Here is a 19216-nt window from a genome sequence, read left to right on the forward strand (position 1 = left end):
CCGACTTTTTTAATTTGCTGATCCGAAAAGGTCAAAAAATTCGCGGAGGGCAACAAAAATTACAATGGCAAATAAAATTGCCAGCGATACAACCATAGCGTTTCGCACAAAACGGTTGCGCTTTTCGAGTTCGATAACTTTCGAGATTTTACCAATTTTATTGTAGACCTTTTTCAGGGCAATATCGTTGTCTTTTATAATGTAATCGTAAGCGCCGTATTTTATCGAATTTACAGCCACTTCCATGTCTTCGTGCGAAGTGAGAAAAATAAACTCGGTGCGTTTACTGATTTTCTTTACGGCCTGCAAAACGGCAATCCCCGTGGTATCATTCAAATGATAATCCTCGACAACAATATCCGGTCGTTCGCCTTTGTTTACTGCAGCCAAACAATCCTCGGCAGTATAAAACGATTTAACCCTTTTCATGCCTTGTTTCTGAAGGAAATCTACTACCAACTTATGGTACAACTTATTGTCTTCAACTACGAAAATCAGTAAATTCTTATTCACAATTCCTATCTTTTTGTTGTATTTAACATTTTAAATGTACGATTAATTATTCATTTTCAACGACTCCGATTCGCCCCAACTATTTACCAGCGTTCAATTCCACTGTTGCAAATTCTTTTGTACTTTAGCCCGAAATCAAAAAAAGTAATCATGAAAAACTATATTCTTCTTTCCCTTATTTTCTTTTTAATTGGCGCTCAAACCCTTGTTGCGCAAGAAACAAAATACGCCACCGACGAAAATATTCTGTATACCTCCGACGCCTCGGAATATGCACAGGAGCGTTGTAAACTTGATATTTATTACCCTGAAAATAAAACCGACTTTACCACTGTAGTTTGGTTTCATGGTGGCGGAATTACCGGCGGAAATAAATTTATTCCCGAGAAATTGAAAGAACAGGGAATTGCAGTGGTGGCTGTTAACTACCGCTTGTCGCCAAAAGTAAAGTGCCCGGTTTACATAGAAGATGCTGCCGAGGCAGTGGCCTGGACGTTTAACAACATTGAAAAATATGGTGGCAGCAAAGATAAGATTGTGGTTAGCGGGCATTCGGCCGGCGGCTACCTCACCAGCATGGTTGGTTTGGATAAACATTACCTGGCAAAACACGACATCGATGCCGACGCTATTGCCATGTTGATTCCTTTTAGCGGCCATACCGTTACGCACTTCACCGTTCGCGACGAACGAGGAATTCCGGGAACACAAGCTATTGTTGACGAATATGCACCACTTTATTTTGTTCGCCCCGACGCGCCACCAATTATATTTATTACCGGCGACCGCGAACAGGAAATGCTGGGCCGTTACGAAGAAAATGCCTACATGTGGCGCATGATGAAAGTGGCCGGACACAAAAACTGCAAACTAATGGAACTCGACGGCTTTAACCACGGAGAAATGGCTTCGCCGGCACTGGAAGTATTATTGAAAGAAATTAGAGTACTCGACAAATAAAACGAACGCCATGAAACGTTACACGATTGGCCTTTTAACCACACTTCTGCTAAGTTTTTTAATTGCTGAAACAGCAATTGCTCTGGAACATGATTTTTCGGGAAACTGGTCGGGGAAAATAAAACTCCCCACCGGAGAGCTGGAAATGATTTTTAAGATCGCTCAAAACGAGGGGAAATACGAAGCCAAAATGGATGTACCGAAACAAGGTGCTACCAATTTGCCGGTTGGCGATGTGTTGGTAACTGGCGATAGTGTATCGATTGCGGTGCCTGTTATCATGGGAAATTATTCGGGATCTTTCTCCACGCCCGATTCAATTACAGGAAAATGGAAGCAGAGCGGAATGACATTCGATGTAAACCTGGTACGAATTGAAGAAGTAGTACCGTTGCTGCGTCCGCAAACACCCGAACCTCCATTCCCTTACCTTTCGGAGGAAGTGGAATACACCAATCCGGAGTCGGGATTAAAACTGGCCGGGACAATTACCATCCCGAAGGATGCAAAAGCGTGTCCGGCAGTGGTAATGATTACGGGTTCAGGCGCGCAGGACCGCGATGAAACAATTTTTGGACACAAACCTTTTGCCGTGATCGCCGATTATCTGACCCGAAATGGAATTGCCGTTTTACGTGTTGACGATCGTGGTGTTGGCGGCTCGGAAGGAAGTGTTTCCACATCAACCAGTCTTGATTTTGTTGACGATGTACTGGCCGGCGTAGAGTTTTTGAAAGACCGCAAAGAAATTGATCCGAAAAATATCGGACTGATCGGACACAGTGAAGGTGGATTGATCGCCCCGATTGCAGCTACCGAATCAAAAGACATTGCTTTTATTGTAATGATGGCCGGCCCCGGAACCGTTGGCGAACAAATTTTATACGAGCAAGGGGCTTTAATCGCTAAAGCTGCTGGTCTGCCCGACTTTTCGATTGAACAGCAAAGATTAACACAAGAACGAATTTTTGATGTGCTAAAAAATGAACCCGATACGGCCAAAGCAAAGGAAAAGCTACGCGAAACACTTTCGCAAGGGATGTATGAGGGAATGAACGACGATATGAAAAAAGCCGTCGATGTAGAGATCTCGAATGTAAACTCAACATGGTTTCGTTTTTTCCTGACTTACGATCCAACGCCGATTCTGGCAAAAGTGAAATGTCCGGTGCTGGCACTCAACGGATCAAAAGACTTGCAGGTTCCGGTATCGAACCTGGAAGCGGTTATAAAAGCAGTAAATTCAGGATCAAATATGAATGTTGACACCGTGAGTTTTGCCAATCATAATCACCTGTTTCAAAACTGCGAGACAGGCTCTACAGCCGAATATGCCCAAATTGAAGAAACTATCGATCCGGAAGTTTTAAAGACCATGAAAGACTGGATCGTGGAGCAAACAACAAAATAAAATGCAGCTAACCACCCAACGATTAATTTTACGCCCGCTTGAAGCAAATGACAAACATGCGATTTTATCTTATCGATCGGATGCGGAAACCAATAGATACCAGGGCTGGATTCCGAAAACACTTGACGATGTAGAAATATTTTTAGGAAAATTAGCTACCGAATTTAATGTACCCGACACCTGGTTTCAGCTGGCTGTTGTTGACAAAAGCAGTAAGGAATTAATTGGCGATATCGGCATTCATTTTATCGATGAGCAACAAGTTGAACTGGGCTACACCATTGCCAAACAGCACCAGGGTTTGGGGTTTGCCACCGAAGCTGCCTTAGCGGTTATCGACTACCTTTTTACCGAATTGAAAAAACACAGAATAACTGCCTCAATCGATCCCGAAAATATTGCATCCGTTGCTTTGTTGGAGAAACTTGGTTTTCGAAAAGAAGCGCATTTCGTTGAGAGCCTCTTTCTAAACGACAAATGGGTTGATGATGTGATTTATGCGTTGCTGGCGCGGGAATGGAGAAACAGGCAACTGATTTAGCTTCCTTCAATAATTTCTTTTACCCACCTCCATTTTGTTCACGATTCAAAATATTTGAAGTTCGTTTTTTGTACTTTGGAGCTTTCAAACGGTTATGTCGACAAAAAAACGCATTCTGAATATCCTTTTCTGGTCAGTTGTTTCTGCGGCTTTTATCGGTCCGGGAACAATTACCACTGCAGCCAAATCAGGTACCGCTTTGGGAACTGAACTTCTCTGGGCTTTACTATTTTCCACGTTTGCCTGTTTGCTTTTGCAGGAAGCTGCTGCGCGATTGACAATCAAATCCGGGTTAAATTTGGGGCAGGCGATTGTACACCAATTTGAAAAAAGCAAAGCCAAACTTCCCATACTGATTTTGGTTTTGGGAGCCATTGTTGTTGGTGCCGCAGCTTACGAAATGGGGAATCTGCTGGGTGCTGTTGCTGGCTTCCAACTAATTTTTGATTTACCTGCATGGGTATTGGTTTTGATCATTGGCAGCGTGGCTGCCGTCATTCTCAATATTCCTTCGTTGAAAATAATTTCCACGATAATGGGATTTGTCGTGGTGTTAATGGGCATCGGCTTTCTGATTACTGCCTTCTTAATTAAACCGGAATTAGAAGCGGTACTCGAAGGGACTTTAATTCCGCGTTTTCCCTCGACTAATGCAGCCGGGCTTCTGGTATTAGGATTGATCGGAACAACCATTGTTCCTTATAACCTCTTTTTGGGCTCCGGCATTTCCAGCCAAAAACAATCGGTAAAAGAAATGCGATTCGGACTGGCGGTGGCTATTTTATTGGGCGGACTTTTTTCGATGGCTGTGCTGATAGTTGGAACAGCCGTTACATCTGAATTTTCGTTTGAAAATCTTTCACTCGCCTTACAACAAAAAGTTGGTCCGGCCGGGAAGTACCTGCTTGGTTTTGGCTTATTTGCTGCCGGATTTACCTCATCGGTAACTGCACCACTGGCTGCTGCCATTACTTTAAAAAGCCTTTTTGGAAATAAAACACCGGAGAAATGGCAGGCAAATTCGCTAAATTTTAAATTGGGCTGGTTGGTGGTTTTGCTCATCGGAATCGGTTTTGCAGTAGTAAATGTAAAACCTATCCCGGCAATAATTCTGGCGCAGGCATTAAATGGATTTCTGCTGCCATTTGTAAGCATTTTCCTTTTTATCGTAATCAACAACAACAAAATAACCGGTGCAAAAACAAATCCCACATTATTGAATGTGCTAATGCTGATTGTAATTTTTGTTACGCTGATTCTTGGTTTAAACAGCGCTATAAAAGCATTTTACAACGTATTCTTGCCAACAGTTTCTGCCGGAAATGAAATACTTTGGGGCATTGGTTTTGTGGCAATTATAATTTCAGGGTGGGTGTGGTTTAAAGGACAAAAGAAGTAACATGGCAAATAAATATTTTCAACTTTTTGTAGACACCGGCGGAACTTTCACCGATTGTATTAGCATCGACGAATCGGGCCAAGAATACCGCCAAAAGGTATTGAGCAGCAGCAGTCTGCGCAGTACCATTCAAAAAGTAATTTCCGCAAACCAATGTGTTATTGCTGACTCGTGGAACTTACACCGCGACATATTTAATGGCTTTTCATTTCGTTTGCTCCAACAGGATTTTAACGAAAGAAAAGTTGTTTCGTTTGATTTGCAGAGCAGGATACTTGAACTCGATTCTCCTTGCTTAAATACTGAAATGGAAGGCAGCAACTTTGAGCTGACTTCACATGAGGAAGCACCGGTTTTGGGAGCACGACTGATCACGCAAACGGGATTGAACGAGGCATTTCCGGAACTGCACCTGAAACTCGGATCGACAAAAGGGACCAATGCTTTGCTGGAAAATAAAGGCGCCAAAACACTTTTTATCGTAACAAAAGGATTTGCCGACTTGCTGGAAATTGGCAACCAGGCACGCCCTGATATTTTTGCCATGAACGTGGAAAAACCACGGCAATTAACACACCAGATTGTTGAAGTTGATGAACGCATCGACTCAAATGGAAAAGTATTAAAACCAATCGATGTTGATGACCTCAAAAAAAAGCTAGAAAAAGTAAATCTTCATGAAATAGAATCGGTGGCCATCGCATTAATGAATGCTTTTATCAATCCCAAACACGAGCAACAACTGGCACAAGTTCTTGAAGAAATTGGATTCAGCTTCGTTTCCCAATCAACAGAATTATCACCACTGATAAAGATCTTGAATCGCGCCGAAACGGCGGTTGTAAACGCCTACCTCTCTCCCATCATTCACAACTACGTAAACCGCATTGCCGAAAAAACGGGCCGAAATTTATTCCAGATCATGACCAGTGCCGGAGGTTTGGTGTCGGCGGATAAGTTTCATCCGAAAGACAGTTTGTTGAGTGGACCGGCCGGAGGTGTGGTTGGCGCACGCGAAATCGGGGGAAAAGAAGGTTACGCTAAACTGATCACTTTTGATATGGGTGGCACCAGTACCGATGTTTCGCGAATTGACGGCGAGTTCGACTACCGCTACGAATTGCAGGTTGGCGATGCACGCATAAACAGTCCGGCTATTGCTATTGAAACCGTGGCAGCAGGCGGTGGTTCCATTTGTGGTTTTGATGGTTACAAACTTTTTGTTGGCCCCGAAAGTGCCGGCGCCTATCCCGGTCCGGCATGTTACGGCGCGGGAGGTCCGTTAACGATTACCGATGTAAACCTGCTTTTAGATCGTCTTGATGCCAGTCAATTCGGAATTCCTGTTTTTAAGCACGAAGCAGAAAAACGACTGGAAGAGTTGCTCGATTCAATGGAAAATAGCACCGGAGAAAAACCGTCAGCCGATACAGTATTGAATGGATTTATTGCCATAGCCAACGAAATTATGGCCGGAGCCATTCGCAAAATTTCAATTACAAAAGGCTACGATCCAAAAGACTTTTCGCTGGTTGCATTTGGTGGTGCCGGCGGTCTGCACACCTGCGACATTGCCGAAATTCTTGGCATCCAAAATATTCTTTTGCCAAAAGATGCGGGGTTGTTAAGCGCTTACGGAATAGGTAATGCCAGTGTTGTGCGATTTGCCGAAAAGCAAGTGTTACAGGACTTAAATGAAGTTGAAAATTTGCTCCCCAACTGGTTCACAGAAATTGAAAATGAGGCAACAAAAAAACTCCAAAACGAAGGTTTCAACAAAGAAAAAATAAGCATACGCCAACGCATGGTATTTATACGTTTTGCAGGACAGGATTCGAGTCTTGAAATTCATTTTTCCGATGTTGAACAGCTGGTTGCCGACTTTCATCAGCAATACAAAAAAGTGTACGGGCACACGGTTAGCAACCGCACCATCGAAATTGAAGCGATTCGTGTGCTGGCAGCCGTAGAAAAAACAGATAACGAAACAAGCACCGAAGCAAAAACAAGCTACCTGCCCGAACCGATGAAATCGACAGAGAATGGTACTCCTGTTTTTGTCCGAAACGAATTGAAAGCCGGAGCGCAAATAAAAGGTCCGGCGCTTTTTCTCGACAGTTTTTCTACAACCTTTGTAAAAAGTGGCTGGTCATTGGAATTGCAACATTCAGGGACGGCTATTTTAAAAAGCAAAACCGAAAGTCAGCAACTCAACAAGGTACAAAACCGGGAAACCGAACTGGAACTGTTCACCAACCGTTTTATGGCTATTGCGGAAAACATGGGGGCTCTGCTGCAACGTACATCCTTGTCGGTAAACATTAAAGAACGTCTCGATTTTTCGTGTGCATTGCTCGACAAAGATGGACGGCTAGTGGCCAATGCTCCGCATATTCCGGTACATCTTGGCGGATTGGGTGTTTGTGTGCGCGAACTAATTAAACATTTCGAATTTGAGGAGGGAGACACCATCGTTACCAATCACCCGAAATACGGAGGCTCGCACCTGCCTGATGTAACATTGGTTTCACCCGTTTTTTATGGCGGAGAACGTGTTGGTTTTGTGGTAAACCGTGCTCATCATTCCGAGATTGGCGGAATCAGTCCCGGATCGATGCCTCCAAACGCAAAAAACCTGGAGGAAGAAGGCGTTTGTATCACTCCTTTTTACCTGGTAAAAAATGGGCAACCTGATTGGGATGGAATGCGAAAGATCCTGCTCAACAGCAAATACCCTACCCGCTCAGTGGAAGAAAATCTGGCCGATTTAAATGCGGCGCTGGCTGCCAATAAAAATGGTTCCGAAGCACTGATCGACCTCATCAATAAACACGGAAAGGAAACCGTCCAGAATTACCTCGACCTGTTGCGCGATCATGCTGCACAAAAGATGAAAGCCACACTTCAGAAATTTGAAAATGGGAATTATTCAGCCACTGAATACCTCGATGACGGGGCAAAACTGCAGGTAAATATTCAGCTGAACAATGGCAACTGCAGCATCGATTTTACAGGCAGTGCTGCCGTGCACAAGGGCAACATGAATGCCACTGAAGCAATTGTAAAAAGTGTAAGTATTTATGTGCTCCGGTTGTTGCTGAATGAAACCATTCCGCTGAACGACGGTCTTTTGGAGCCAGTAGATTTTATTCTGCCAAGCGGATTATTGAATCCGGATTTTGATGATGATCCGTCGAAATGTCCGGCGGTGGTTGGAGGCAATGTGGAGATCAGTCAACGCCTGACTGACACGCTGTTAAAAGCTTTTGGCGTGGTGGCAGCCAGCCAGGGAACTATGAACAACACGCTGTTTGGCAACAAGAATTTTGGCTACTACGAAACTATTTGTGGTGGTTGCGGTGCCGGAAAAGGTTTTAACGGAGCCAGCGCTGTTCATCACCACATGACAAATACACGCATTACCGACCCCGAGATTATGGAACACCGTTACCCGGTTCGGCTGGAGGAATTCAGCATTCGGAAAAACTCTGGTGGCCACGGCAAATGGCACGGTGGCGATGGTGTAAAACGGGTATTAAAATTCCTGGAGCCGGTAAATCTTTCGGTACTCACCCAACGACGAAAATTAGGGCCTTTTGGGTTAAATGGAGGTGGCGACGGAAAACCGGGATGCCAAAAAGTGATTCGTGCCAATGGCGAAGAAATTATTCTTGATTCCATTCAAAATACAAATATGGAACAAGGCGACACTTTTGTAATTGAAACGCCGGGTGGTGGCGGTTTTGGATAATCTGCTATTCTTTCTGTTTTACTCTTATCAAATGTAATTTTAGCACTGAATTTCCACCTCCAAATACAATCCTTCTAATAAGACAATGGAACATTAATACCTGCTTCGCGTATCATTTCAACGAAAGAGCAGTTACGAACATATTCTGCGACTTCAGTATTTAACCAAAACACCATGAAATTATGAACGCACAATTTCTGGTTCTGATATTTCTGTTTGTCATCACTCCAATCGCTATCATTTATCTTGAAAGTAAATATGCTTTGGCAAAAAAAAATCGGGGCAGTTTTGCTCTGTTATGGATTTGGAATTTTTATTGGAAATATAGGTTTACTCCCATCCGCTTCTGAAAGTTATTTTCAACTCTTGCAGGAGGAAGTTTACATTCCCTTTAAACAAATGAGCGAATACCTTGCAGCAGGATTGGTTTCGGAACAGGATGTATCAAGAAATATAATTGCCTTTTTGCAGGATTTCTTTTCTACCTACACCATTATGCTTTGTTTACCCCTGATTTTATTTTCTCTTGATGTGAAAAAGTGGCTGGGGCATGTACGCTCAGCAATGGGATCTTTACTTATCGGGTTATTTGCTGTGATACTGATGATATTTATGGGATACTGGCTATTTAAAGACAGCATTACGGAAATATGGAAAGTTTCTGGCTTGCTGGTGGGAGTTTACACAGGAGGCACCCCAAATATGGCAGCTATAAAAACAGCACTTGATGTTCCGCAGGAGCTTTACATTTTAACCCACACTTACGAAATGACACTGGGCGCAATCTATCTTATTTTCATATTTTCTGTTGGACAACGGGTACTGCTTTGGGTTTTGCCTCCTTATAAATCATCAAATAAAAAGGAAAGTGAGAAGACGGCTAAGAGTCTGCAGGAAGAATACGAGTCGTACACCGGTTTATTTAAAAAAGAAATCTTTAGGCCGTTAATGGTCGCATTTGTTATTTCCGGCGCTATTCTTGGCGTAAGTTTTCTTATTAGTAAACTTTTTTCCGATGAATTTTCCGATGCAGTTACCGTTATTGGGGTAACAACTTTTGGCATCGGTTTATCATTTGTCCCTAAAATAAGAAAGATAAAAAAGACCTTCCAGCTGGGCATGTACCTCATACTGATTTTCTGTATCGCCGTATCATCTATGGCCGATATAAGCAAGCTGGCAAATATCTCCATATCGTTGTTCTATTATGTTGGACTGGCCATGTTTGGTTCGCTCATCCTGCATGTTGCCATTGCCCGAATTTTTAAAATTGATGCCGATACTGTAATCATTTCCGGGAGTGCACTTATTTGCTCGCCGCCATTTGTGCCGGTGGTGGCATCGGCTTTAAAAAACCGCGAAGTAATTTTAACAGGAATTTTTGTTGGAATTGCAGGTTATGCAATCGGAAATTACCTGGGAGTTATTATCGCTTATATTTTAAAATAGAAACTTTCAGAGTCCGTCACACAATCGCTAACTAATTGTTATTTGTAGTTTCTCCTCATTCTGATATCTTTACCGCCCGGTAAGGGAAATTTTTAAAACTATGGAGACACCGTTTCTGGCGTTGATTATTCTTTTTGTTATCACTCCTGTTGTTGTTATTTATCTCGAAGGCAAGTTTTCGATATTAAAGAAAATTGGCGCCGTGCTTATTTGTTACGGCGTTGGTTTAATTATTGGTAACATGGGCGTGCTGCCTCACGGAGCAGAAAAATACCAAAACATGCTCACCGATATTACCATTCCACTGGCCTTACCTTTGATCCTTTTTTCGGTTGATGTGCGCTCGTGGTTTAAAATGGCCCGCTCGGCATTTATTGCGCTAGCCACCGGATTACTTTCCGTATTGATAATTGTGATTATCGGCTATTTTATTTTCCGTAACGACATTGAAAACATTTGGCAGGTGGCCGGAATGCTGGTTGGCGTATACACCGGTGGAACACCCAACATGGCCGCCATGAAAACCGCATTGAACGTGTCGCAGGAACTGTACATTATGACCCACACCTACGACCTGACACTCGGTGCTATTTACCTGGTTTTTATTCTTTCCATCGGGCAGAAAGTTTTTCTGTGGTTTTTACCGCCTTTTAAACCGGTGAAAACAGAAGACACAGCCGTTGCAGAAATGAATACGGAAGAAGAGTTTGAATCGTACGACGGGATGTTGAAGAAAAAAACATTGCTGCCATTAATCGGTGCTTTTGGAATTTCGGTGGCCATCCTTGGAGTGAGTTACGGCATCAGTTTGCTTTTACCACAGGAATACCAAACGGCAGTTGTAATTCTGTTAATCACAACTTTTGGAATTGCCTTTTCGTTTGTGCCCAAAATAAAAGCCATAAAAAAGACTTTTCAATTGGGCATGTACCTCATCCTCATTTTCTGTTTAACGATTGCCTCTATGGCCGACATCAGCAAACTATCGAACATATCTTTTTCGCTGTTTTACTATGTGGCTTTAGCGGTTTATGGTTCGCACATTATTCACATTGCACTGGCACGTATTTTTAAAGTTGATGCCGATACAGTGATCATTTCAACCAGTGCATTAATTTGCTCACCGCCCTTTGTTCCGGTGGTTGCCGGCGCATTAAAAAACCGACAGATAATTTTAACCGGACTGGTTGTAGGAATTGCCGGTTATGCCGTTGGAAATTATTTGGGGGTGATAATCGCGTATCTGCTAAAATAGAAAACCGTTTTTACTCCAGTTTCTGTAAGTTTTCCCAAATCTTCCCCATCATTTCCTGCGAAACAGTAAGTGCATTCGTACGCCATTTTTCCGATGGCGGATAAAACATTTCGTAATAACCGGCCAAAGCTTTTAAGCTATCTTTCTGTGATTTATAACCGTAATGCGCCCCCTGATTTTCAGCTATAGAAATGTGTGCCGATTTTACCGCGCCAATAGTTGAGCCGGTATTTAAAGTGCCAAATTCCATCAACATGGGTATCGATGTTTTATCGGGAAATAAGTCGCCAATAAATTCAACAAACTGGCCGGAAACGGTATAGAAATTATCTGAGTCGCCCCAATCAATTTGGTAGCCTTTAAATACTTCCACGGTTTTTGCTTTTAATTCCGGATCATCGATTGGATTGGGGAAAAGATGTAACTCTCCCCTTTCGCCAAAACCGGTATGCAAATCGAGATTTAACAGCGTAGAATAAGGCGCTGCAATGTCACTCAAAACCTCCGACATAATTGCCACTTGTTGCTCAAAATCGTTTCCGCCAAAATAAATTCCTTCCTGAAATTCATACTGTCCCTGTGCAAAAGCCTGTAATAAAGCCGGCATTCCTTTTCGGGCAATTTGGTTGATGGCCGTTACCATAAAGAACTTGTTGCTTATGCTGTTCATATTCAGTTCTCCTTTTGGAGTTAGCATATCGTAAAGCGCCACAAAACCATCGTTTTTGGTTTCGAAAAGTGATTTATCGGTGCTGTAATTCCGGTTCAGATCGACATTGCTCTCGGTGAAACGCCGCTGGTTTTTAAAACCCCATGCATTTAGTCCGTGTACCAATAAAACACCGGTAGTCTCTAACATTTCGGGTTTGAAAAATTCGGCCATTAATTGTTGCTGAACGGCGCTACCCACAAAACCTTCAATGCCGTGAGTACCCGAGCAGATCATCACCAGTTTTTCGGTGGTATCGCTTGCCGGAATGTAGCAAAAGTCAATGGTTAAACCGGTGTCGGATTTACTTTCCACTGCTCTCGAAAATACGGCCACGCTATCAAATCGTGTTTTCATGGAATTGGCTTGCGCTCTGAAAGCATCACGACAATCCTCCCACGAATTTTGGTAATAGCCCAATTTTGTTTTGTCGACGGTTACATCGGGGTCGGTTGGCGAATACGAATTAAAACTTACATACGAATACCCCAGCAGCAGAACAACCAACGCAACAAGGGTTATTCCTGCAATCTTCAGAAATTTGTTCATAACAGAAATTAGATTACAAACTTTACAACGCGGTCTTCGATCATCTGTTGCAACTGGCTGAGTAAAACCTGTTCGTGTCGATCGATGTATCCATCCTCGGCGGCAATATTCAGGATTTTGTCGTACTCGTCGCGCGTAATCTTATGATCTTCAATCGCTTTTTCAATCATTGCTTTCAAACGGATTGAACTTTCACTTACTTCTTCTTTCATCTGATTAGATTTGTTTATTTATAAAGTATCACAGAAATCCGCACTAAATATGCTCGTTTCATCGGTATGTTATTTTGATTACTAATTTACCAATTCTGTTCATGTTGAACATATTTACTAAAAATATAAATTCATCTTACCATTTACAAATACCCGGCGTGCGCCTCTACCCTGCTAATTTACAACTGAATAATCCATTTCCCGTTGAAAATACGAATTCTTAAAAACCATTAAATTCCTACTTTTTCTTCGATAAGCACGTACAAATTGTACCTTTGCACGTTATTTATCACGTAAATGAATTTAAAGACAGATAAAGTTGGCATTATCGGGAGTGGTAGCTGGGCAACAGCTTTAGCTAAAATTCTTTTAGAAAACGTAAACGAAATCAACTGGTATTTTCGTAAACAATCAACCATTGACACGTTTAAAAGGAATAAACACAACCCGCGTTATTTACACGAAGTTGAGTTTGATACTTCAAAAATTAATTTCTGCGACGATATAAACTGCATCATCTCCCATTCCGATATACTTATAATAGCTGTTCCTTCGGCATTCCTTCCGGACGTATTGGCTGATGTTAAAGACCTTTCGGGCAAATACATTTTATCGGGAGTGAAGGGAATTGTTACCGAGGAAAATCTTTTGGTGGCCGAATATTTGCAAAAGTATTTTAATGTCGATCATGACAGGATTGGTGTTTTGGCCGGTCCGTGCCATGCCGAAGAAGTGGCGCGCGAGAAACTGTCGTACCTTACCGTGGCCTGCACTACTGAAGAAAAGGCTGTTAAGTTTACCCAACTTATTGAGTGCGATTACATTTACACTTCGGCATCGGATGATATTTGGGGAACGGAATATGCCGCGGTACTGAAGAATATAATTGCTATAGCTGCGGGTATTGCACACGGGCAGCGTTTTGGCGACAATTTTCATGCAGTGCTCATTTCACGGGCTATCCAGGAAATAAAACGTTTTGTTGATCAGGTGCACCCGATTAACCGCGACATAAAAGCGCCGGCTTATCTGGGCGACCTCATGGTAACTGCTTATTCGCAATTTAGCCGCAACCGTACTTTCGGATCGATGATTGGAAAAGGCTACTCGGTAAAAGCTGCACAACTGGAACTGAATATGGTTGCAGAAGGTTATTACGCTTCAAAATCCATTCACGAAATTAACGAGAAACACCAGGTCGATATGCCGATTTGCGAGGCTGTTTACAAAATACTTTACGATAAAGTTCCGCCGCATAAAGTGTTCTGCGAGTTAACACCAAAACTGTGTTAAAAACGAACTAGCTTTTCTGTCATTTCGAACGAAGTGAGAAATCTGTTTTTAACAATCGATCAGATTCCAACAGCTTTTCAATATGACTTGAAAAATACTTGGTTAAGCATCACAATTTCATAATAAAAAATGCCACCCGTAAAACGAATGGCATTCTGAAAATTATGGTGAGAATCTTCTTATCTCATTGCTTTCCAGGCGTTGATCAAACCATTGGTTGATGCATCGTGGCCTGTTACTTTTTCGTCGTTATTCAATTCCGGAAGAATGGCGTTGGCCAATTGTTTACCCAACTCAACTCCCCACTGATCGAAACTGTAAATGTTCCATATAATTCCCTGAACAAAGATTTTATGTTCGTACATGGCAATCAACGATCCCAAAACACGTGGAGTCAATTGTTTCACCAAAATCGAGTTGGTTGGAATGTTACCCATGAATATTTTAAATGGTGTCAATTCTTTAATTTCCGCTTCCGATTTACCGGCAGCTTTTAATTCTGCAACTACCTGCTCCTCGGTTTTACCCACCATCATTGCTTCGGTTTGTGCAAAGAAGTTGGCCAGTAATTTCGGATGGTGATCGCCCACTTTGTTGTGGTTAATTGCCGATGCAATAAAGTCGCAAGGAATCAGTTTTGTTCCCTGGTGAATCAGCTGGTAAAACGCGTGCTGACCGTTTGTTCCAGGCTCTCCCCAAATAATCGGGCCGGTTTGGTAATCCACTTGTTCGCCGTTGCGATCAACATATTTACCGTTACTTTCCATGTTTCCTTGCTGGAAATAAGCAGAAAAACGGTGCATATACTGGTCGTAAGGAAGAATTGCTTCACTTTCGGCACCGTAGAAATTGTTGTACCAAAGGCCAATCAGTGCCAAAATTACCGGAATATTTTTATCAAAATCGGTTTCGCTGAAATGCTTATCCATGGTATGAGCACCATCAAGCAGTTCTATATAATTATCGTAACCAATGCCCAGCATAATGCTTAAACCAATTGCCGACCACAACGAATAACGACCACCAACCCAGTTCCAGAAACGGAACATGTTGTCGGTATCGATACCAAAAGCAGAAACAGCTTCAGCGTTGGTTGACACGGCAACAAAGTGTTTGGCTACGTTCTCCAAATCTTTTGCCGACTCAAGGAACCAGTCTTTTGCCGTGTTGGCGTTGGTCATAGTTTCCTGTGTAGTGAAAGTTTTAGAAGCCACGATAAACATGGTAGTTTCCGGATCAACTTCTTTCAAGGTTTCGGCAACGTGTGTACCGTCAACATTCGATACAAAGTGCAGTTTCAGATGGTTTTTGTAAGGTTTTAAAGCCTCGGTAACCATCAACGGACCAAGATCCGAACCTCCAATACCAATGTTTACAATATCGGTAATTGCTTTTCCGGTGTAACCTTTCCACTCGCCCGAAATTACTTTTGCGGTAAAACCTTTCATCTGGTCGAGCACAGCATTTACTTCGGGCATTACATCTTCGCCGTCAACAACAATTGGTGTGTTGCTGCGGTTGCGCAAAGCCACGTGAAGCACAGCACGATCTTCGGTAGCATTAATTTTCTGCCCCGAAAACATGGCCGAAATCGCGTCTTTCAGACCACACTCTTCAGCCAGCTCCAATAAAGCTGCTTTTACCTCATCGCTAACAATGTTTTTCGAGAAGTCGAGCAGGATATCTTCAAATTTCAGTGAATACTTTTCAAACCGGTCAGCATCGGCTGCAAACAGGTCTTTCATATGAGTGCCCTCAAACTCGAAATAAATCTCTTCCAGTTTTTGCCAGGCTTTAGTTTCAATAGGATTGATTTTAGGTAACATATTTTTGTTTTAAGCAGGATGACCGGAGCCTGAAGTTTGCTTCAAACCTGTTGCTGCAGTCGTCCGATAGTTAATAATCAATGAATAACCATACAAAGATAATCGATTCTGAAAATTGCAGCCGAAAGTTACAGGAAGGTTAATGTTGGGTTAAGAAAAATTAGTGTGTTACAGAATTTATTTCTGCTTACGAGTGAGTAAAAAGATCCTGAGTAAAACCAAAGTCATAATACCGTAACCTGCTGTTGCTACTATTTTAGCCGTACGTTCCGACAAATTTTCAAAGTCAATCAGAGTTCCACTAATTACAAGTATTAGTGCAAGCAGTGCCGCGGTGATCAGCAGAATTTTTCCGGTTTTTGTGATTTTCATACTATTTCATATTAGGCCGCCACATGGCAACAACAAGTGCAACTGTTGCCAAAATCAATCCGCTCAATACAAAACTACAACAAACGAGATTGCTCCAGTGCTCCAATTTTGCTAGCGATCCTATGCCGAACAAAATACATGAAAGTGCTAAAAATGATATCAACAATGTTTTTCGGGTTTTTGACATCTTGTTGGTTTTAACATTAAACACAACAAAGCTAGCAACACCGGATACTTATCCAAATTTTTCATTTTGAAGAATCCAAAAAGCAATCATTTTGTAATATTTTTGACGTTTTGAAGATTGTAATTTTACGATTTGAGAGACCGGTTTACACTTTGCATTGATTTTTTATCTTTGCCACAGCTTCCGGAGACGAATTAAATTGTAATTATGGAACCGGAAAGACAACTCAATTATTACGAATGAAAACAGCCACATTTAAGGGATACCTGCTGGCCCTTGTTGCCACAATTGCTTTCTCAAACGTTTATATATTTAGTAAGGCTGCGTTAAACGAAGTTCATTTAACACAATTTGGTATTTACTGGTGTGGTTTTGGCATGCTGTTCAGTTTCCTGTTTGCGCTAAAAAACAAAAAACTGGGTCAGTTAAAAGTTCTCAGTAAAAAACAACGTCGTATTCTTTTGCTACTTGGCATTCTCGAAATCCTGACAACTACCTCATTTTTTATTTCCATAAACGTTATCCCCGATCCATCCATCACCTCGTTTATCGGCAATCTATTCCCGGTAATGGTTACTTTGGGCGGTATCGTTCTGCTCAAAGAAAAGTTTGGATGGGTTGAAGTTGTTGGTGCATCGCTGGCCCTAATCGGTACTTTTATTATTAGTTACACCGGCGGAACGAGTTTAAGAACCCTGTTTATTGCCGGAACCGGAATTGTGGTGATTAATGCACTTTTTGCCACCACTGCAACACTTATTGTAAAAGTGCATGTTAAAAACATTAGCCCCGAGCTGTTTAACCTGAATCGCTACACCTGGCTCTTCACATTTTCGCTTATTGCATTTTTTATCTACAGCCCTGAGGCCGCAATTCCATCGCGGGTTTTTGCCAATATTTCAATCGGGGCTTTCCTCGAATTTATCGCCATTTTAACGGTATATTATTCGTACCAGTTTATCGATGCATCGCGCTCGGCAGTGGTACAAACGCTAAAAGGAATTTTTGTATTAATAGGTGCCTACCTTGTTTTTCACACCTTCCCGGTGTTTCACCAGTTTGTCGGTGGAATGGTAACAGTTGTTGGTGTGCTGATAATGACATTGGCACAAGCCGGTATTTTTAGATCCAAAACCCGACTTTCAAACTGAACTTTCAGTTAAAAAACTACATTTTTAGTTTATTTGAAGTTTATTTAACAAAATTTCATACTTATTTTTTGTTTCTTTCGTTGAAATTAAGCCAAGGCACAATTTTTGTTAAACAAAAACAAACAATTATTCAATCAGAAACGAAAACTAAAGTCATGAAACAACATCCTCAAAATTTTACTTAAAACGGCATGCCCTCATGCATTTTACTATCCGTCACTCTTGAAAACTAAAAGCATACTAAAATGAAGAAAAAAAACTGGCTGTTTGCCGCCATGGCAGTAATTATACTGTTTGTGGTAGTCATTATTTTATCAGGTTCGAAAAACGAAACCACACAAATTACCGCTACCGTTCAGAAAGGCCCTTTTGAAGTGCTGGTATATTCCAGCGGGCAACTCGAATCGGAAAACTCCGATCATGTTTATGTTCCCGAAAAAATGAAAGATCGCCAAACCCGAATTTCCAACTTAACAATTACCGATATTGTTGAAGAGGGAACTTATGTTGATTCGGGCGATTATGTGGCCACACTCGATCATCAGGCCGTTCAGGAACAATTAAAAGATGCCCAGGATGAACTGGAAACAACTTTGTCGGAATACAACGACAGTAAAATAGATTCCAACCTCACGCTCAGCAACGAACGCGACCAGATTATTAACGCCCAACTGGATGTAGAAGAGCGAAAAATTGCGGTTGACGAATCAATTTACGAATCGCCATCGGAACAGAAAAAGGTGAAGATGGATTACGATAAAGCCTTGCGGAAACTTGAACAATCGAAACAAGCCTACGAATTAAAAACGCAACAGGAAATAAATAAAGTGAACCGTAAATTTATTACCTATAAGCAAGTTAAAGAACGTGTTGATGCCTTGGAAGAATTAATGGATCAACTGATTATTTATTCGCCAAAAGCAGGTATTATTTCCTACCACAAATACGAGTGGGGCGGTACTGTTGAAACCGGATCGCGCGTATCGCAGTGGAGCCCGATTATTGCCACCTTCCCGAACATGGATAACCTGGTTACCAAAACCTTTATTAACGAAATTGACATTGCTTTGATAAAACCCGGACAGAAAGTTAGAATTGGAATTGATGCTTTCCCCGATAAAACATTAACCGGCGAAGTAGCCACCGTGGCCAACATGGGGCAGTTAATGCCAAAAAGCGATGCGAAGGTTTTCGAGGTAAAAATTAAGGTCAACGGTTCCGATGCTGATCTGAAACCGGCCATGACAACCAGTAACACTATTCAGGCCAGCTTTATTGAAGATGCCACTTATATTCCCATCGAAGCCGTATTTTCAAACGATAGTTTGTCGTATGTATATCTGAACGATTCGAAAACAGCACAAATTATAGAACCCGGCGAGGCCAACGAAAATTATGTGGTAGTAAACCAGGGACTTGAAGAAGGTCAGGAAGTACAGTTGCTGGAGCCGGCAGATGCTGCCGATTACGATCTTACAGGTTTTGAAATTTACGCCGACATGCAACGCAAAGCAGCTGAAAAAGCGGCAGAAGAAGCGGCAAAAAAGAAGGAACAAAAAGAGGAAAAAGCGCCTGAATTACCACAGGGAATGGCTTTGCCTCCGGGTGTTACAATTACTTCGGCCAATTAACCACTCA

Annotated in this window: 16 protein-coding genes; 11 read left to right on the forward strand and 5 right to left on the reverse strand. The window is 42.0% G+C overall.

Annotated elements, in window-relative coordinates:
• Positions 1-9: 9 nt before the first annotated feature.
• Positions 10-513, reverse strand: a complete 504-nt coding sequence (locus QZ576_RS15970) for a response regulator (RefSeq protein ID WP_297098793.1) — start codon at positions 511-513, stop codon at positions 10-12.
• 150 nt (positions 514-663) lie between these two features.
• Here QZ576_RS15970 and QZ576_RS15975 point away from each other — a divergent pair, with 150 nt between their 5' ends.
• The 7 genes from QZ576_RS15975 (at position 664) to QZ576_RS16005 (ending at position 11279) form a co-directional block, all read left to right on the forward strand.
• Positions 664-1473 carry an alpha/beta hydrolase gene (locus QZ576_RS15975; protein ID WP_297098794.1) on the forward strand — a complete coding sequence of 270 codons (810 nt, stop codon included), beginning with the start codon at positions 664-666 and terminating at the stop codon, positions 1471-1473.
• A 10-nt stretch (positions 1474-1483) separates the two neighbouring features.
• Positions 1484-2884: an alpha/beta hydrolase gene (locus QZ576_RS15980; protein WP_297098795.1), complete on the forward strand. Its 1401-nt coding sequence runs from the start codon at positions 1484-1486 to the stop codon at positions 2882-2884.
• 1 nt (position 2885) lies between these two features.
• Positions 2886-3425 carry a GNAT family protein gene (locus QZ576_RS15985; protein ID WP_297098796.1) on the forward strand — a complete coding sequence of 180 codons (540 nt, stop codon included), beginning with the start codon at positions 2886-2888 and terminating at the stop codon, positions 3423-3425.
• 94 nt (positions 3426-3519) lie between these two features.
• Complete coding sequence (locus tag QZ576_RS15990) at positions 3520-4824, forward strand: NRAMP family divalent metal transporter (protein ID WP_297098797.1); 1305 nt, start codon at positions 3520-3522, stop codon at positions 4822-4824.
• A 1-nt stretch (position 4825) separates the two neighbouring features.
• Complete coding sequence (locus QZ576_RS15995) at positions 4826-8575, forward strand: hydantoinase B/oxoprolinase family protein (protein ID WP_297098798.1); 3750 nt, start codon at positions 4826-4828, stop codon at positions 8573-8575.
• 399 nt (positions 8576-8974) lie between these two features.
• Positions 8975-10024 (forward strand): DUF819 family protein, encoded by a 1050-nt coding sequence (locus QZ576_RS16000; protein ID WP_297098799.1) that lies wholly within the window; start codon positions 8975-8977, stop codon positions 10022-10024.
• A 100-nt stretch (positions 10025-10124) separates the two neighbouring features.
• Positions 10125-11279, forward strand: coding sequence for a DUF819 family protein (locus tag QZ576_RS16005; RefSeq protein WP_297098800.1), 1155 nt, complete (start codon positions 10125-10127; stop codon positions 11277-11279).
• 10 nt (positions 11280-11289) lie between these two features.
• Here QZ576_RS16005 and QZ576_RS16010 read toward each other — a convergent pair whose 3' ends face one another.
• Both QZ576_RS16010 and QZ576_RS16015 read right to left on the reverse strand, forming a co-directional pair.
• Positions 11290-12537 (reverse strand): M14 family metallopeptidase, encoded by a 1248-nt coding sequence (locus tag QZ576_RS16010; RefSeq protein ID WP_297098801.1) that lies wholly within the window; start codon positions 12535-12537, stop codon positions 11290-11292.
• 8 nt (positions 12538-12545) lie between these two features.
• Positions 12546-12749 (reverse strand): hypothetical protein, encoded by a 204-nt coding sequence (locus tag QZ576_RS16015; protein WP_297098802.1) that lies wholly within the window; start codon positions 12747-12749, stop codon positions 12546-12548.
• A gap of 297 nt (positions 12750-13046) precedes the next feature.
• Between QZ576_RS16015 and QZ576_RS16020 the strand changes: the two genes are divergently transcribed.
• Positions 13047-14042 carry an NAD(P)H-dependent glycerol-3-phosphate dehydrogenase gene (locus QZ576_RS16020; RefSeq protein WP_297098803.1) on the forward strand — a complete coding sequence of 332 codons (996 nt, stop codon included), beginning with the start codon at positions 13047-13049 and terminating at the stop codon, positions 14040-14042.
• Positions 14043-14221: 179 nt separating this feature from the next.
• Here the strand turns inward: QZ576_RS16020 and pgi are convergent, their stop codons facing one another.
• Entirely contained in the window at positions 14222-15868 is a 1647-nt protein-coding gene (gene pgi / locus QZ576_RS16025) for a glucose-6-phosphate isomerase (RefSeq protein WP_297098804.1), read from the reverse strand.
• A gap of 177 nt (positions 15869-16045) precedes the next feature.
• Entirely contained in the window at positions 16046-16240 is a 195-nt protein-coding gene (locus QZ576_RS16030; RefSeq protein ID WP_297098805.1) for a hypothetical protein, read from the reverse strand.
• Positions 16241-16263: 23 nt separating this feature from the next.
• Here QZ576_RS16030 and QZ576_RS16035 point away from each other — a divergent pair, with 23 nt between their 5' ends.
• From QZ576_RS16035 to QZ576_RS16045, 3 genes are all read left to right on the forward strand, one after another.
• The gene (locus QZ576_RS16035) at positions 16264-16497 is read left to right on the forward strand and encodes a hypothetical protein (RefSeq protein WP_297098806.1); all 234 of its coding nucleotides are present in this window, start codon (positions 16264-16266) and stop codon (positions 16495-16497) included.
• A gap of 169 nt (positions 16498-16666) precedes the next feature.
• The gene (locus tag QZ576_RS16040) at positions 16667-17578 is read left to right on the forward strand and encodes a DMT family transporter (RefSeq protein ID WP_297098807.1); all 912 of its coding nucleotides are present in this window, start codon (positions 16667-16669) and stop codon (positions 17576-17578) included.
• A 245-nt stretch (positions 17579-17823) separates the two neighbouring features.
• Positions 17824-19209, forward strand: a complete 1386-nt coding sequence (locus QZ576_RS16045; protein ID WP_297098808.1) for an efflux RND transporter periplasmic adaptor subunit — start codon at positions 17824-17826, stop codon at positions 19207-19209.
• The last annotated feature ends 7 nt before the right edge of the window (positions 19210-19216 follow it).

Source organism: uncultured Draconibacterium sp., from assembly GCF_913060805.1.
In the GTDB taxonomy this organism is placed as follows: Bacteria; Bacteroidota; Bacteroidia; order Bacteroidales; family Prolixibacteraceae; genus Draconibacterium.

Coding starts and splice junctions, on each gene's coding strand:
- pgi (WP_297098804.1), bottom strand. CDS start 15,868: ATGTTACCTAAAATCAATCCTATTGAAACTAAAGCCTGGCAAAAACTG.
- QZ576_RS16040 (WP_297098807.1), top strand. CDS start 16,667: ATGAAAACAGCCACATTTAAGGGATACCTGCTGGCCCTTGTTGCCACA.
- QZ576_RS16015 (WP_297098802.1), bottom strand. CDS start 12,749: ATGAAAGAAGAAGTAAGTGAAAGTTCAATCCGTTTGAAAGCAATGATT.
- QZ576_RS15980 (WP_297098795.1), top strand. CDS start 1,484: ATGAAACGTTACACGATTGGCCTTTTAACCACACTTCTGCTAAGTTTT.
- QZ576_RS15985 (WP_297098796.1), top strand. CDS start 2,886: ATGCAGCTAACCACCCAACGATTAATTTTACGCCCGCTTGAAGCAAAT.
- QZ576_RS15975 (WP_297098794.1), top strand. CDS start 664: ATGAAAAACTATATTCTTCTTTCCCTTATTTTCTTTTTAATTGGCGCT.
- QZ576_RS16045 (WP_297098808.1), top strand. CDS start 17,824: ATGAAGAAAAAAAACTGGCTGTTTGCCGCCATGGCAGTAATTATACTG.
- QZ576_RS16035 (WP_297098806.1), top strand. CDS start 16,264: ATGGCAACAACAAGTGCAACTGTTGCCAAAATCAATCCGCTCAATACA.
- QZ576_RS16020 (WP_297098803.1), top strand. CDS start 13,047: ATGAATTTAAAGACAGATAAAGTTGGCATTATCGGGAGTGGTAGCTGG.
- QZ576_RS16000 (WP_297098799.1), top strand. CDS start 8,975: ATGAGCGAATACCTTGCAGCAGGATTGGTTTCGGAACAGGATGTATCA.
- QZ576_RS16030 (WP_297098805.1), bottom strand. CDS start 16,240: ATGAAAATCACAAAAACCGGAAAAATTCTGCTGATCACCGCGGCACTG.
- QZ576_RS15990 (WP_297098797.1), top strand. CDS start 3,520: ATGTCGACAAAAAAACGCATTCTGAATATCCTTTTCTGGTCAGTTGTT.
- QZ576_RS16010 (WP_297098801.1), bottom strand. CDS start 12,537: ATGAACAAATTTCTGAAGATTGCAGGAATAACCCTTGTTGCGTTGGTT.
- QZ576_RS16005 (WP_297098800.1), top strand. CDS start 10,125: ATGGAGACACCGTTTCTGGCGTTGATTATTCTTTTTGTTATCACTCCT.
- QZ576_RS15995 (WP_297098798.1), top strand. CDS start 4,826: ATGGCAAATAAATATTTTCAACTTTTTGTAGACACCGGCGGAACTTTC.